The 15,512-nt window shown below is 60.3% G+C and carries 12 protein-coding genes; 7 read left to right on the forward strand and 5 right to left on the reverse strand.

The annotated features are described in order from the left end of the window. Positions 1–115: 115 nt before the first annotated feature. A complete protein-coding gene (dksA, locus tag AB6803_RS05820; RefSeq protein WP_007696378.1) occupies positions 116–535 on the forward strand; it encodes an RNA polymerase-binding protein DksA in 420 nt (139 codons plus the stop codon). Positions 536–638: 103 nt separating this feature from the next. On the opposite strand, the gene AB6803_RS05825 is transcribed toward dksA, so the two are convergent. Beyond that, the gene (locus tag AB6803_RS05825) at positions 639–1,508 is read right to left on the reverse strand and encodes a flagellar biosynthetic protein FliO (protein WP_371107998.1); all 870 of its coding nucleotides are present in this window, start codon (positions 1,506–1,508) and stop codon (positions 639–641) included. Positions 1,509–1,797: 289 nt separating this feature from the next. Here AB6803_RS05825 and cckA point away from each other — a divergent pair, with 289 nt between their 5' ends. The 3 genes from cckA (at position 1,798) to trpS (ending at position 6,231) form a co-directional block, all read left to right on the forward strand. Beyond that, complete coding sequence (gene cckA, locus AB6803_RS05830; protein ID WP_371107999.1) at positions 1,798–4,413, forward strand: cell cycle histidine kinase CckA; 2,616 nt, start codon at positions 1,798–1,800, stop codon at positions 4,411–4,413. An 80-nt stretch (positions 4,414–4,493) separates the two neighbouring features. Beyond that, positions 4,494–4,994, forward strand: coding sequence for a metal-dependent hydrolase (locus tag AB6803_RS05835; protein WP_371108000.1), 501 nt, complete (start codon positions 4,494–4,496; stop codon positions 4,992–4,994). 217 nt (positions 4,995–5,211) lie between these two features. Further along, positions 5,212–6,231, forward strand: a complete 1,020-nt coding sequence (gene trpS / locus AB6803_RS05840; protein WP_371108001.1) for a tryptophan--tRNA ligase — start codon at positions 5,212–5,214, stop codon at positions 6,229–6,231. A gap of 39 nt (positions 6,232–6,270) precedes the next feature. On the opposite strand, the gene AB6803_RS05845 is transcribed toward trpS, so the two are convergent. Next, positions 6,271–7,197, reverse strand: a complete 927-nt coding sequence (locus AB6803_RS05845; protein WP_371108002.1) for a pseudouridine-5'-phosphate glycosidase — start codon at positions 7,195–7,197, stop codon at positions 6,271–6,273. 46 nt (positions 7,198–7,243) lie between these two features. Further along, on the reverse strand, positions 7,244–8,188 hold the full coding sequence (locus AB6803_RS05850) for a carbohydrate kinase family protein (protein WP_371108003.1): 945 nt from the start codon (positions 8,186–8,188) through the stop codon (positions 7,244–7,246). A 239-nt stretch (positions 8,189–8,427) separates the two neighbouring features. On the opposite strand from AB6803_RS05850, the gene recA reads away from it, so the two are divergent. The 3 genes from recA to AB6803_RS05865 all read left to right on the forward strand — a co-directional run bounded on the left by recA (position 8,428) and on the right by AB6803_RS05865 (position 13,331). Continuing rightward, positions 8,428–9,513: a recombinase RecA gene (recA, locus tag AB6803_RS05855; RefSeq protein WP_012651593.1), complete on the forward strand. Its 1,086-nt coding sequence runs from the start codon at positions 8,428–8,430 to the stop codon at positions 9,511–9,513. A 171-nt stretch (positions 9,514–9,684) separates the two neighbouring features. Beyond that, the gene (gene alaS / locus AB6803_RS05860) at positions 9,685–12,345 is read left to right on the forward strand and encodes an alanine--tRNA ligase (protein ID WP_371108004.1); all 2,661 of its coding nucleotides are present in this window, start codon (positions 9,685–9,687) and stop codon (positions 12,343–12,345) included. Between the two features lie 134 nt (positions 12,346–12,479). Continuing rightward, the gene (locus AB6803_RS05865; RefSeq protein WP_371108005.1) at positions 12,480–13,331 is read left to right on the forward strand and encodes a GyrI-like domain-containing protein; all 852 of its coding nucleotides are present in this window, start codon (positions 12,480–12,482) and stop codon (positions 13,329–13,331) included. Positions 13,332–13,377: 46 nt separating this feature from the next. On the opposite strand, the gene AB6803_RS05870 is transcribed toward AB6803_RS05865, so the two are convergent. Beyond that, positions 13,378–14,004, reverse strand: a complete 627-nt coding sequence (locus AB6803_RS05870; RefSeq protein ID WP_371108006.1) for a glutathione S-transferase family protein — start codon at positions 14,002–14,004, stop codon at positions 13,378–13,380. 119 nt (positions 14,005–14,123) lie between these two features. Further along, on the reverse strand, positions 14,124–15,338 hold the full coding sequence (locus AB6803_RS05875) for an NADP-dependent isocitrate dehydrogenase (RefSeq protein WP_371108007.1): 1,215 nt from the start codon (positions 15,336–15,338) through the stop codon (positions 14,124–14,126). Positions 15,339–15,512: the final 174 nt, after the last annotated feature.

A 15,512-nucleotide genomic window follows, 5' to 3' on the forward strand; every position in this document is an offset into this window, starting at 1 on the left:
AGCCGAATTTTATGACAAAATTAAAAATCGGTTTACAGCATCTATTTGGCTTGAACCGATACTATCGGTTGGGATATACAGCGCGCCATATGAGATGTTCTTCAGGAGAATCGCGTTGAGTGAGAAGATCGATCTTAGCGAGTATGTGCCCTCGGAAAACGAGGAGTTCATGAATTCGCGTCAGCGGGCCTACTTTCGAGCAAAGCTAGTAGCCTGGAAGAATGATATCCTAAGAGAAGCGCGCGAAACGCTCGAGCATTTGGCCGAAGAAAGCGCAAACCACCCAGATCTGGCCGACCGGGCTTCTTCGGAAACCGACAGAGCCATCGAACTCCGGGCTCGGGATCGTCAGCGTAAGCTGATCTCGAAAATCGATGCCGCTATGCAACGCATCGATGAAGGCACCTACGGTTACTGTGAAGAAACCGGTGAGCCGATCGGCCTGAAGCGCCTGGATGCTCGACCGATCGCTACCCTGTCGATCGAAGCACAGGAGCGCCACGAGCGCCGCGAAAAAGTTTATAAAGACGAATAATCACTGTCCGGCTAAAATCGGACTGCAAAAAATAAAGGCACGACGGAAATCCCCGTCGTGCCTTTTTCGTATCTTTGTGAAGCCAGCTAAAGCCGTATCCTGATTACTTATCGCGGTTGACGCTCATTTCGCCGAAAATGCGCGCGACTTCTTTTTGAAGCGCGGCGTCCGAGCCGGTGATCGGCGCGAGCTCGGGGTCACGGCGTTGTGCCGGGGCCGCCGCGGGTTGTTGTTGGATCTGCCGCTGCTGCGGCGCGTTCGGGATGATCCGCTCGGCGGTGAGGTTGTTTGCCATTTCGGCCTCCAGCACGCGCTGGAAATCGCTGCCGGGCTCACGGATCTGCTGCGGCGCTGCAACTGCCGGGGCGGCGGGAGTGGCGCGCGGCGGTTCCTGCGGCAGAACGACATGGCGTGCCGCGTCCAGTATCTCGGCAGCCTCAGCTTCGCTCAACACGGCCGTTGCGGATTGCTGCGCGCGCGGCGGCTGTGCCGCAACGGGCTGCGGGCGCTCGATTGCCGGTTCGATGGCGGCGGTCGGTTCGGAGTCCAAATAGGCCTCGATCTTTGCCTCCGCAGACTCCTTCGGCTGGCGATCAAGGCGCGGAAGCTCCGGTGCCGGCTCCAAACGACGTTCAGGGGGCGTCGGCAGCTCGATCGGGATCGGCGTCTGTGCCGCCGCTTTGCTTGGATCGGAAATACCGGATTCGATGACGATATCGGTCGGGCCGCCGATCATGATGAGGTGCTCGACACCGTCGCGGCGGACCAGCACGAGGCGTCGGCGGGCATCGACGGCGGCGGCGTCCAGCACCTGCAGGCGCGGCTGGCGGTTCTTTCCACCCCGCACGAAAGGCGACGGCGCTCGGCTCCGCAGGATCCAAAGAATGCCGATCAACAGGAGAAGGGCAATGCCAACCCCACCGGCTGCTAGAAGGAATCGGCTGCCATAGGCCCCGGCGATATCGTCCCACATGTCGAGATACTCCGTAATTAACCCCGATGTCGCGGCCTTGCCGTGGTAGTACGACCGGCCGCGCGCCTTCCTCTTTGTTCTGATATGAGGCAATCATATGGACAGGTTCACCTTCGAGGCAAGATAAGATCGTTCGCTGTCCAGCGCTCTTCCTTGTGAATACAAGCCTTTCTGCCTCCGCAAAGCTTTTTGCTGAGGCGGCAAATTGCTAAAGATGATTCGAAGGTCCGATTCCGGCGATCCGTCAAGTGTACGACGTGACAAGGAAGAGGACGGAGACGAGGGGTCCATGACGAAGCAGCGTCCGTCCGACGAGTATAGCGTACCGCTGGTGGACCGCGGGGTTCGTTCGGGCACCGTGCTGCGCATCATCCTGCTGGCCCTAGTATTAGTGGCCGCGGCGGCTGCTTTTGTGGTCTTCAAGGATCAGCTCGACAATGAGGCCGTACTCGGCGGGCTCGGCATTCTTGCCATGGTCGGCATCTTCTTTCTCGTGTCGTCGATCATCGGCTTCGTCGAGGTCATGCCGCAGACGCAGTCCGACAATCTGGCACGCTCGTTCCTCAACAGCCATCCAGACGGCACCCTGATCACGGACGAAAAAGGCCGTATCGTCTATGCCAATTCTGCCTATGGACGGCTGACTGGTGCGGCCAAGGCGACCGAGGTTCAATCGCTGGAAACGCTGCTGTCGCGCAATCGCGAATCCAATGAGGCGCTCTATCGCCTGGCCAATGGCTTGCGCGACGGCAAGGAGGGGTCCGAGGAGTTCCGGTTGCTGAAGCCGCTCGGCGCTGCGGAAGGCAGTGGCAATGACGGCCATTGGTATCGCTTGAAAGCGCGCGTGCTGCCGCCCGAGCCTGGACGTGGCAAGGCGCTACACATCTGGCAGATTACCGACATCACCTCGGAGCGTGACGACCAGGAACGCTTCTTCAAGGAATTGCAGAACGCCATCGATTATCTCGATCACGCGCCTGCGGGCTTCTTCTCTGCCGGCCGCAAGGGCGAGATATTCTATCTGAATGCGACGCTCGCCGAATGGCTGGGCTTCGATCTCACCAAATTCGTGCCGGGCTCGATGAGCGTCGGCGATCTCGTCGCCGGCGAGGGCCTGACGCTGATCCAGTCGGTGCAGGCCGAGCCGGGGTTGAAAAAGACGGTGACGCTGGATCTCGACCTGCGCCGCGCCAACGGCCAGAGCCTGCCGGTGCAGATCGTCCATAGTGTCACCTCGATGCGCGACGGCGCGCCCGGCGAAAGCCGGACCATCGTTCTGACCCGGCAGAATGGCGGCGACAACGCTCAGTCCGCTTCCGTTGCGGCGATGCGTTTCAGCCGCTTCTTCAACAATACGCCAATGGCGATTGCTTCAGTCGATGGCGCCGGGCGCATCCTGCGCACGAACGCGCCATTCCTGAAGCTCTTCTCCGATCTCGTGTCGCGCGACGATATCGAGCGCGGTGCGGCGCTTGAGACGGTTGTCAATGAAAGCGATCGCCCACGGCTCAAGGATGCGCTGGCCGCCGCCAAAGACCGGCAAGGCGATATCCCGCCGATCGATTCCCGCAATCCGAAGGACGATACCCGGCATTTCCGCTTCTACGTCAACGCCGTCATCGACCAGACCGACGAGGCGCCGGAAGAGGCAGCCATCGTCTATGCCGTCGAAGTGACCGAGCAGAAGGCGCTGGAAACGCAGATGGCGCAGACGCAGAAGATGAATGCGGTCGGCACGCTTGCCGGCGGCATCGCGCATGATTTCAACAACGTACTGACGGCCATTCTGCTGTCTTCCGACCATCTGCTGCTGCAGGCCCGGCCCTCCGACGCCAGCTTCGCGGATCTGATGGAGATCAAGCGCAATGCCAACCGTGCCGCCGTGCTGGTGCGGCAATTGCTTGCCTTCTCGCGCAAGCAGACGATGCGGCCGACGATCCTCAATCTGACCGACGTGATCGGCGACCTTCGCATGCTGGTGGAACGGCTGCTGTCGGGCACGCATGTCAAGCTCGATGTTGATTACGGCCGCGATCTCTGGCCGGTGAAGACCGACCTGTCGCAGTTCGAGCAGGTGCTGATCAATCTCTGCGTCAACGCCCGCGACGCGATGCCGGGCGGCGGGACGCTGACGCTGCGCACCCGCAATCTGCCGGCCTCGGATGTCGCTGCTTTCAACTATGCCTATCTGCCACATGAGGAGATGGTGCTGGTGGAGGTCAACGACACCGGCACGGGTATTGCGCCTGAGATCATGGACAAGATCTTCGAGCCCTTCTTCACGACGAAGGAAGTGGGCAAGGGCACGGGTCTCGGCCTTGCCATGGTCTATGGCATCATCAAGCAGTCCGGTGGCTATATCCATCCGGAATCGGAAGTTGGCAAGGGCACGACCTTCCGCATCTTCCTGCCGCGCCATATCGTCGAAATGCCGGCCCTGACGGAAGGCCAGACGCCCGAGAGCCGCGATATCTCGGCGATGGACCAGAGCGTCGCCGCCGTCGTTCCGCCGGAGGAACCTGCGGATCTCACCGGCAAGTCGGCCGTCGTGCTCCTGGTCGAGGACGAAGAGGCGGTCCGTCGTGGCGGCAAGCGCATGCTTGAGACGCGTGGCTACACCGTTTACGAGGCCGGCTCCGGCGTCGAGGCGCTCGAGATCATGGAAGAACTCGACGGCCAGGTGGATGTCGTCGTGTCCGACGTCGTTATGCCGGAAATGGATGGGCCGACTCTGCTTGGAGAGCTGCGCAAGAAATATCCGGATATGAAGTTCATCTTCGTCTCTGGCTATGCCGAGGACGCCTTTGCCCGCAATCTGCCGGCCGACGCCAAATTCGGCTTCCTGCCGAAACCGTTCTCACTGAAGCAGCTTGCGGTGGTCGTCAGGGAGACGCTGGATCACTAGTGAGAATTTTTCTGTGTCTCGCTGAAAGATGGCGAATTGCGAACAAAAGCTAGTCACAATGAGATGGCAGCAACTAAGAGATGTTCGTCGCTCATCTTCCCGCAGGCTACATCCTTTCAAAACTCGTGATTCAGCGAGATGCCGTCTACAAAAGGTCGCTGGTCGGCGTGGCTTTGGTGTGCTCGGTTCTTCCGGACGCGGATCTTGCTTACTTCTACCTCGTTGACCAACGAAGACATGAACACCACGATTATATAACGCACACGCCGGTCTTCTGGCTCGCGATCGCCGGTGTTTTGGCTTTAAGGCTCGTCATGTTTCGCAAGCGTGGGTGGTTGATCTTCGTCTTGATGGGCCTGCTCAGCATATTGCTGCATCTCGCTCTGGATTCGGTGACTGCCGATATCCGCTGGCTATTTCCTTTCAGCGACCAAGGTTTCAACCTCGTTCAGGTACCGGCGCTTTATCAGCCATGGTACCTCAACTTTGTCTTTCACTGGACGTCTCTGATCGAGCTGGCAATCTGCGTTTTGGCGATGGTCTTGTTCGCAAGGGATCGGCTCCAGCAGAGGCTGCTGTAGAAACATTGTTTTACTCTCATTGCTATTTTGATCCGATCCGTGGCATCTAGCGGGCATGAACGACCTCGCAAATCCCAATCTGCGGACGTGGTGGCGCTCCTTGTAGGAGCGGCAGTCGTCATTTCTTGAAATCGACCCTTGCCGCCGTGATCCGGCAGGTATGGTCAATTTTCCAAGTTTCTTCCCGATCGCGGCGGCTCCTTTACGGAGCATCAAAATGTACTCACCAATTGACAGTCGTCCCGTCATCCTGACTGGTGATCGACCCACCGGCCCTCTGCATCTCGGCCACTATGCTGGTTCTCTGCGGAACCGTGTGGCCCTTCAGCATAGTCATCGGCAATACCTGCTTCTCGCAGACACGCAGGCCCTAACCGATAATGCCGATGATCCGGATAGGGTTCGCCGCAACGTCCTGGAAGTCGCGTTCGATTATCTCGCCGTGGGGATCGATCCGGCGGAGACCACGATCTGCCTGCAGTCTGCCTTGCCGGCGCTCGCCGAATTGACGCTTCTATACCTGAATTTCGTGACTGTCGGGCGGCTTGAACGCAATCCGACGATCAAGACGGAAATCCAGCTTCGTGGCTTCGAGCGCGATATTCCGGCGGGGTTTCTTTGCTATCCTGTGTCCCAGGCGGCCGACATTACCGGCTTCAAGGCGACGATCGTTCCCGTTGGCGAAGACCAGGCGCCGTTGATCGAGCAGACCAACGAGATCGTGCGTCGTCTCAACCGGCAGATTGGTCGCGAGCTTTTGCCGGAAGCCGAGGCGATGATCCCGGCGATCGGTCGTCTGCCGGGTGTCGATGGCAAGGCGAAGATGAGCAAATCGCAGGGCAACGCCATCCCGCTCTCTGCCTCACCGGACGATATTCGCGAGGCGGTTCGGCGAATGTACACCGATCCTGATCATCTGCACGCAGCCGATCCGGGCAAGGTCGAAGGCAACGTCGTTTTCACCTATCTCGACGCGTTTGCCGAGGATCGGGATTTTGTCGACGAGATGAAGGCGCGCTATCGAAGGGGCGGTCTTGGTGACATGACGGTGAAGCGGCATCTCGAGGATGTGCTGCAAGCGCTGCTCGCGCCCATCCGTGAAAGGCGCGCCCGCTATGCCGGCGATCCGGCCTATGTCCTGGATTTGCTGCGGCAGGGTACGCTGAAGGCGAGGGAGCGCACCGAGGCGACAGTTGCCGAACTGCGCGCCGCTCTCGGTCTATTCATATTGACCTGATGAGCGACGCTGTGTCCGACAACCGTCGTGCAGTTCTCGTTATTCCGCCAGGGCAACCGCGATTTCGGCGGCGAGACGGGCATTGTTTTCGACCAGCGCGATATTGGTCTTCAGGCTGCGGCCATCGGTAAGGTCGAAGATGGTGCTGAGCAGGTAGGGAGTGACCGCCTTGCCGACGATTTCGTCGCGTTCGGCGCTGTCGAGCGCGCGTTCGATATAGATCTCCATCTCCTCGCGCGGGATCTCGGCGGCTTCCGGCACCGGATTGGCGATCAGCATGCCGCCGTCGATGCCGAGTTGGTCGCGGGTGACCTGGAAATTGGCGATCGCCGCCGGGCTATTCAGCGTCAGTGGGCTCGGCAGGCCGGAGGCACGCGACCAGAAAGCCGGGAATTCGGCGCTGTCGTAGGTGACGACAGGGACGCCGCGGGTTTCCAGCACTTCCAGCGTCTTCGGAATGTCGAGGATCGCCTTGGCGCCAGCGCAGACGACGATGACGCCGGTGCGGGCAAGCTCTTCGAGGTCTGCGGAGATGTCGAAGCTTTCCTCAGCGCCGCGATGGACGCCGCCGATGCCGCCAGTCGCGAACACCTTGATGCCGGCGCGGGCGGCGGCGATCATCGTCGCGGCAACGGTTGTCGCACCGGTGCGGCGTTCTGCAATCGCGAAAGCGAGATCGGCGCGCGATACCTTCATCGCGCCTTCGGTCTTGGCGAGCGCTTCCAGCTCTTCAGGCTCCAGGCCGATATGCAGGACGCCATGAATGACGGCGATGGTTGCCGGCACGGCGCCTTCCTGGCGGATGATTGCCTCGACGCTCTGCGCCATTTCGATATTGCCGGGATAGGGCATGCCATGGGTGATGATGGTCGATTCCAGTGCTACCAGCGGCGCGCCACGCAGCTTGGCGGCGGCAACCTCCTTCGAATAGGAGATCGGCAGCAGGGGGGAGATGGGCTTGGTCATGGTCTAGTCCAATCGGCTGAAACAGGAAATGCGAGATCAATGCGCTTCATGACAGAATTACGGCTTGTGGAACAAGAGCCAACATCGCCTTCAGAAGCGCGGGCGACAAATTTTCCGCCGTGGCGAAAGGGGATTGCACGGTAATCGCGGCCACCGCCGTGCCGTGCCGGACGGCCTCGGCGAGATCGTGGCCGGCAAGCAGAGCGGAGAGAATCCCGGCAGCCAGCGAATCTCCCGCGCCGGTGACATCGGCGACATTATCAACGACAGGCGGCTGAAGGCTGACAGTGGTGTCGCCGGAGAAGGCGATCAATTCGCGCTTGCCACGGGTAATCACACCGCTTTTGAGGCCGAGTGCGCGCAGTCCGGCAACCCAATCACGCGGATCGTCGGGACGGCTTTCCGTCAGTGCCGCGGCCTCCGCCTCGTTGAGGAAAAGATGGTCGATGCCGGCAAGGCAGGGCTTCAGGCGGACAACCTTGGCCGGCGAGATCGCGATCGCGGCCAGCGGCTTTCCGTGAGTGGCTGCCCGCGCGGCAATCGAGCTCAGCGTGTCAGCCGGCAGGTTGGCGTCGCAGAGGATCAGGTCGGTGGTCTCGAAAGCATCGCGAATGGCGCGGATCGCCAGCCGGCGCGGCACGAACAGCTTGTAGAGCTCCATGTCGGCGAGCGCGATCACTAGATTGCCGTCACGCTCGAGGATTGCGGTGTAGCTCGGCGTCTTGCGGTCAAGGAAGACGAAGGGCTTGTCGTCGATGCCGGCGTGGTTTGCGGCTTCCGCCACCATCTCGCCTGAGGGATCGCCGCCGCGTGGCGAGATCAGCCGTACATCGAAGCCGAGGCGGGCCAGATTGCGCGCCGCGTTGAAGCCGCCGCCGCCCGGTTCCTCGAACCAGGCGCCCGGGTTGCTGGCGCCGGGTGCCGTATCGCCGAAAATGCGGCCGCGCCGGTCGATGTGAGCGCCGCCCAAAACGAGAATCTTCTTCGCCATATCGATCTCCTTAGCGGCCAAAAAGGCGAATCGAAGCGGTTGATAACATGCCGGAATTGGCCGGCGAGGGTACGTAAGTGCTTGGGATGAAAGAAGAAAACAAATGTAGAACGGAATTCATTTTACCTTTTTCTTTCAATCGTTTGTTGTGGCCTTGTGAAATGAGAACAAATAGAGTACAAAATTCTCATTAGCGGCGACATTGCTTGAGCGGCTTCAATAACCTAAAGGTGGATCGAATGTCTCAGAATTCTTTGCGGCTTGTAGAGGACAAATCGGTGGATAAAAGCAAGGCACTTGAAGCGGCACTCTCTCAAATTGAGCGGTCGTTCGGCAAGGGCTCGATCATGAAACTCGGCTCCAACGAGAACGTGGTCGAAATCGAAACAGTTTCCACTGGCTCCCTGAGCCTCGATATCGCGCTCGGCATTGGCGGCTTGCCGAAGGGGCGTATTGTCGAGATCTACGGGCCGGAAAGCTCCGGTAAAACGACACTGGCACTGCAGACGATTGCTGAAGCACAGAAGAAGGGCGGCATTTGCGCCTTCGTTGACGCCGAACACGCGCTCGATCCGGTCTATGCCCGCAAGCTTGGCGTCGACCTGCAGAACCTTTTGATTTCGCAGCCCGACACCGGCGAACAGGCGCTTGAAATCACCGACACGCTGGTGCGCTCCGGCGCCATCGACGTTCTCGTCGTCGACTCCGTTGCCGCGCTGACGCCACGCGCCGAAATCGAAGGCGAGATGGGCGACAGCCTGCCGGGCCTGCAAGCCCGTTTGATGAGCCAGGCGCTGCGCAAGCTTACTGCTTCGATCTCGAAGTCGAACACCATGGTGATCTTCATCAACCAGATTCGCATGAAGATCGGCGTCATGTTCGGTTCGCCGGAAACGACGACCGGCGGTAATGCGCTGAAGTTCTACGCCTCGGTTCGCCTCGATATCCGCCGCATCGGCGCCGTCAAGGAGCGCGAAGAGGTGGTTGGCAACCAGACCCGCGTCAAGGTCGTCAAGAACAAGATGGCACCGCCCTTCAAGCAGGTGGAATTCGACATCATGTATGGCGAAGGCGTTTCCAAGACCGGCGAACTGGTTGATCTCGGCGTCAAGGCCGGCATCGTCGAAAAGTCCGGCGCCTGGTTCTCCTATAACAGCCAGCGCCTCGGCCAGGGCCGCGAAAACGCGAAGCTCTTCCTACGGGACAATCCGGATCTCGCCCGCGAGATCGAACTGTCGCTGCGCCAGAATGCCGGCCTGATCGCCGACCGCTTCCTGCAGAATGGCGGGCCTGATGCCGATGACGGTGAGGCTGCCGCCGAATAGCGGTTTCCAGAGCCGTTCCAGGCTTTGATATAGGACTAAAATTCAAAACCGGCCGTATTGTCCAAGGGATGTGCGGCCGGTTTTGTTTGTGCGGCTGGACAGGGCCGGGAGCGAACGATAAAAGCCACTGACTTTGATAGGACTTGCCGAAGGCATACTGAAGGGCCAAACATGAGCGGTGTGAATGAAATCCGGTCGACCTTCCTCGACTATTTTAAGAAGAACGGTCACGAGATCGTGCCGTCGAGCCCGCTCGTGCCGCGCAACGATCCGACATTGATGTTCACCAATGCCGGCATGGTGCAGTTCAAGAATGTCTTCACCGGCCTGGAGCAGCGTCCCTATACGACGGCGTCGACCGCGCAGAAATGCGTGCGCGCCGGCGGCAAGCATAACGACCTCGATAATGTCGGCTATACCGCCCGTCACCACACCTTCTTCGAAATGCTCGGCAATTTCTCCTTTGGCGATTATTTCAAGGAGCGGGCCATCGAGCTCGCCTGGAACCTGATCACCAAGGAATTCGGCCTCGACGCCAAGCGCCTGCTGGTGACGGTCTACCACACTGACGACGACGCCTTTAACCTCTGGAAGAAGATCGCCGGTCTCTCGGACGACAAGATCATCCGCATCCCGACCAGCGACAATTTCTGGGCGATGGGCGATACCGGCCCGTGCGGGCCGTGCTCGGAAATCTTCTACGACCATGGCGACCATATCTGGGGCGGGCCTCCCGGCTCGCCGGAAGAGGATGGCGACCGCTTCATCGAGATATGGAATCTCGTTTTCATGCAGTTCGAGCAGATCACCAAGCAGGAGCGGGTCGACCTGCCGCGTCCGTCGATCGACACCGGCATGGGTCTCGAGCGCGTCGCCGCAGTGCTGCAGGGCAAGCATGACAATTACGACATTGATCTCTTCCGCGCGCTGATCGAAGCGTCGGAAGAGGCAACCGGCGTCAAGGCCGAGGGCGAGCATCGCGCCAGCCATCGCGTCATCGCCGACCATCTGCGCTCCTCCGCCTTCCTGATCGCCGACGGCGTGCTGCCGTCGAACGAAGGTCGCGGTTACGTGCTTCGCCGCATCATGCGCCGCGCCATGCGCCATGCGCAGTTGCTGGGCGCCAAGGAACCGTTGATGTGGAGGCTGCTGCCGGCGCTGGTGCAGCAGATGGGCCGTGCCTATCCGGAGCTGGTGCGCGCCGAGGCGCTGACCTCCGAGACGCTGAAGCTCGAAGAGACCCGTTTCCGCAAGACGCTGGAACGCGGCCTGTCATTGCTGAACGATGCCACTTCGGAGCTGCACAAAGGCGACAGCCTCGACGGCGAAACCGCCTTCAAGCTCTACGACACCTATGGCTTCCCGCTGGACCTGACGCAGGACGCATTGCGCGCCCGCGGCATCGGCGTCGATATCTCCAGCTTCACCGATGCGATGGAACGGCAGAAGGCCGAGGCACGTTCGCATTGGACCGGCTCGGGCGACAAGGCGACCGAAACCATCTGGTTCGAGCTCAAGGAAAAGCACGGCGCCACCGAGTTCCTCGGCTACGACACGGAAGTCGCTGAGGGCGTGATCCAGGCGATCGTCAAGGACGGCGTTGCCGTCGACAGCGCGTCCGCCGGCGACAAAGTGCAGATCATCGTCAACCAGACGCCGTTCTATGGCGAATCCGGCGGTCAGATGGGCGATACCGGCGTGATTTCCAGCGATACCGGCAAGCTTGCGGTCAGCGATACGCAGAAGAAGGGCGAGGGGTTGTTCGTGCATATCGCCACGGTTTCGGACGGCACGATCAAGGCCGGCGACGCTGTTGTCCTGACAGTCGACCACAACAGGCGCTCGCGCCTGCGCGCCAACCATTCGGCAACTCACCTGCTGCATGAAGCGCTGCGCGAAGTGCTGGGCACTCATGTGGCGCAGAAGGGCTCACTGGTCGCGCCCGAGCGCCTGCGCTTCGACGTTTCGCATCCAAAGCCGATGTCGGCCGAGGAGCTGAAGGTCGTCGAGGACATGGCCAATGAGATCGTGCTGCAGAACTCGACGGTCACGACCCGCCTGATGAGCGTCGACGATGCCATTGCCGAAGGCGCGATGGCGCTGTTCGGCGAGAAGTATGGCGATGAAGTGCGTGTCGTGTCGATGGGGCAGGGCGTGCGCGGCGGCAAGACCGGCAAGCCCTATTCCGTCGAGCTTTGCGGCGGCACGCATGTTGGCGCTACCGGCCAGATCGGCCTTATCCGTATTCTCGGCGACAGCGCTGTCGGCGCCGGCGTGCGCCGTATCGAGGCAGTCACCGGCGAATCCGCTCGCGATTATCTGGCCGAGCAGGACGACCGCGTGAAGGCGCTGGCCACCGCGCTGAAGGTGCAGCCGATCGATGTCGTTTCGCGCGTCGAAGCGCTGATGGACGAGCGTCGTAAGCTCGAGCGTGAACTGGCGGACGCCAAGCGCAAGCTCGCCATGGGCGGTGGCCAAGGCGGCTCGGCCGATGCAGTTCGCGAAATCGGCGGCGTCAAGTTCCTCGGCAAGGCCATTTCCGGTGTCGATCCGAAGGACCTGAAGGGGCTTGCCGATGATGGCAAGACCAGCCTCGGCTCCGGCGTCGTCGCGCTGATCGGCGTTTCCGAAGACGGCAAGGCTAGCGCCGTTGTCGCCGTCACCGACGATCTGATCGGCCGCTTCAGCGCTGTCGATCTCGTCCGCATCGCCTCTGCCGCCCTTGGCGGCAAGGGTGGCGGCGGCCGTCCCGACATGGCCCAGGCCGGTGGACCGGATGGTGCAAAGGCGGATGAGGCTGTTGAAGCGGTTGCTGTGGCACTCGCTGGCTAAGATGCGGATTTAATTTCACTATTGATAAACGGCGGGGCGAATAACCCCGCCGTTTTGTTTTGCTCGAAACTCAGCAGGATTTGTCAAATCGAGATATGGTTCCGTGGGGCCGATCGATTTGCAAGGGGGCTGACATGAACGGCGAAACGGCATGGGCGCTTTATGAAACCCGTCTGCGGCGGGTCTCTGCCTATATTCACGAGCATCTGGACGAAGAGCTCGATATGGAGAGACTTGCCGCGATCGCCTGCATGTCCAGCTATCATTGGCACAGGATCTATCGGGCGATCTATGGCGAGACGGCGGCTGCCACCGTCAAGCGGTTGCGGCTGCACCGCGCCGCCGGCGATCTCGTCAACACCGATCTTGTCGTCAGCGACATTGCAAAGCGGTCGGGCTATCCCAACCTCCAATCGTTCAACCGCATCTTCAAATCCGTCTACGGCATGCCGCCGGCGCGATATCGGAATGAGGGAAGTCACACGATCTTCGAACCCAGCACCCAAGGAAGGATCAGGCTTATGTTCGACGTCACGCTTCGCACCATTTCCCCGCTCTCGCTGATCGGCGTTTCTCATGCCGGCCCCTACATGCAGATCGGCCAGGCTTTCGAAACCCTGTTCGGCACGCTCCATGCCCGTGGTCTTGCCAGGCCCGATATGCGGATGATCGGCGTCTATCTTGACGACCCAGATGTCGTCCCGGCGGAGAAATTGCGCTCCTATGCCTGTGTCAATGCCGGCGATGAGATCGCCGCCAGCGCGCCGCTAGAGCGACGAACGATCGCTGGCGGTGAATATGCCGTGCTGCGGCACAAAGGCCCCTATGCCGATATGTACAAGGCCTATCAGTGGCTCTACGCCGAATGGCTGCCCGCCTCCGGCCGGCAGCTGCGCGATGCGTTGATGTTCGAGGAATACCTCAACAATCCTCGTGACGTGCAGCCGACGGAGTTATTGACCGAGATCTACATGCCGCTGCAATAGCGGCACGAAGTCTTGATCGAGAGAATGGCTGTAGAGCTTTGTCTTTTCAGCCATTTGCCTGTTTCGGCATCGCTGCGTTATCAAGCTCGTTGCCACGGCGATAGGCATCGCGGTTGCTGACGCGGCTCCAGTAATCGATATAGGCCGGCCGCGTTTCGATCGTGCCGAAATTGAGGCCCCAGCCGACATGCGAGCCGACATAGACGTCGGCGGCCGTGAAGCGGTCGCCTGCGATATAGGGTGAAGCGGTTACGGCCTGTTCCAGCGTGTCGAAGACATTATCCAGACTGCCGCAGCCGGCCATGCGCAGGCGTTCATTCGGAATTTCGAAGCCAAGGGCGCGATTGGTGACCGCCATCTCCATCGGCCCGGCGGCGAAGAACATCCAGCGGAAATAGCGGCCGCGCTCGGCTGCCGTCGGCGCCAGGCCGGCCTCAGGGAAGGTCTCGGCCAGATAGGCGCAGATGGCCGCGCATTCCGTGACGACGGTCTCACCATGCTTGATCGCCGGCACCTTGCCCATGGGATTGACCGTGAGATAGTCGGTCGCTTTCATCGTCGTGCCGAAATCGAGATATTCGGTGCGATAGGGCACACCGATCTCCTCCAGCATCCAGCGGGCAATGCGCCCGCGCGACATCGGGTTGGTGTAGAAAACGAGTTCCTCGGTCATGCGTTCCTCCCTTTTGTTCTGCCATTCTTGCCATCCGGCACGTGCGGCGGCAAGATTTTCCGGCAAAAGAAAACCCGGCGCTGAGGCCGGGTTTTCGTAAGCTTTGCTGTTGCCGAGGCTTAGGCAGCCATGGCCTTCTGCAGGTTCTCGTCGATCTTGTCGAGGAAGGCGGTGGTGGAGAGCCACGGCTGGTCGGGGCCGATCAGCAGTGCCAGATCCTTGGTCATGTAGCCGGCTTCGACCGTGTCGACGCAGACCTTTTCCAGCGTGGAAGCGAACCGGGCGAGTTCGGCGTTGTCGTCGAGCTTAGCGCGATGAGCGAGGCCGCGGGTCCAGGCGAAGATCGAGGCAATCGAGTTCGTCGAGGTTTCCTGGCCCTTCTGGTGCTGACGGTAGTGGCGGGTAACCGTGCCGTGAGCAGCTTCGGCTTCAACCGTCTTGCCATCCGGCGTCAAGAGAACCGAGGTCATCAGGCCGAGCGAGCCGAAGCCCTGGGCAACCGTGTCGGACTGGACGTCGCCGTCATAGTTCTTGCAGGCCCAGACGTAGCCACCGGACCACTTCAGCGCGGAAGCGACCATGTCGTCGATCAGGCGGTGTTCATAGGTGATGCCGACTTCGTCGAACTTCGCCTTGAATTCGCTCTGGTAGATCTCTTCGAAGATATCCTTGAAGCGGCCGTCATAGGCCTTGAGGATGGTGTTCTTGGTCGAGAGGTAGACCGGCCACTTGCGCATCAGGCCATACATCATCGAGGCGCGCGCGAATTCGCGGATCGATTCGTCGAGGTTGTACATGGCCATGGCCACGCCGGCGCCAGGAGCGTCGAATACTTCCTTCTCGATGACCGCGCCGTCTTCGCCGACGAACTTGATGGTCAGCTTGCCCTTGCCGGGGAATTTGAAATCAGTGGCGCGGTACTGGTCGCCGAAGGCGTGACGGCCGACGACAATCGGCTTGGTCCAGCCCGGAACCAGGCGCGGTACGTTCTTGCAGATGATCGGCTCGCGGAAGATGACGCCGCCGAGGATATTGCGGATCGTGCCGTTCGGGCTCTTCCACATTTGCTTGAGGTTGAATTCCTTGACGCGATCTTCATCGGGCGTAATCGTCGCGCACTTGATGCCGACGCCGTGCTTCTTGATGGCGTTGGCGGCATCGACGGTGACCTGGTCGTTGGTCGCATCGCGGTTTTCGACCGAGAGGTCGTAATAGTCGATATCGATATCGAGGTAAGGATGGATCAGTTTGTCTTTGATAAACTGCCAGATGATGCGAGTCATCTCGTCGCCATCGAGATCGGCAACGGGGTTAGCGACCTTGATCTTCTTCATGCTTCTGCCTCGTCTAAGCTGATGGGAGCGGATGTCCCCGTGAGTGATATGAAGTCTCGAGCGCTATAGCATCGCAAGTTCCGAACGCAAAGCCAAAGAGGCGCTAAAGCGGCGTTTTTGCTCATCACATCCTGCTCATCGCGCCGTTTGCTTTTGTAGGACGAACCATTGCCA

The organism is Rhizobium sp. RCC_161_2 (assembly GCF_041355235.1).
Taxonomy (GTDB): Bacteria; Pseudomonadota; Alphaproteobacteria; order Rhizobiales; family Rhizobiaceae; genus Rhizobium.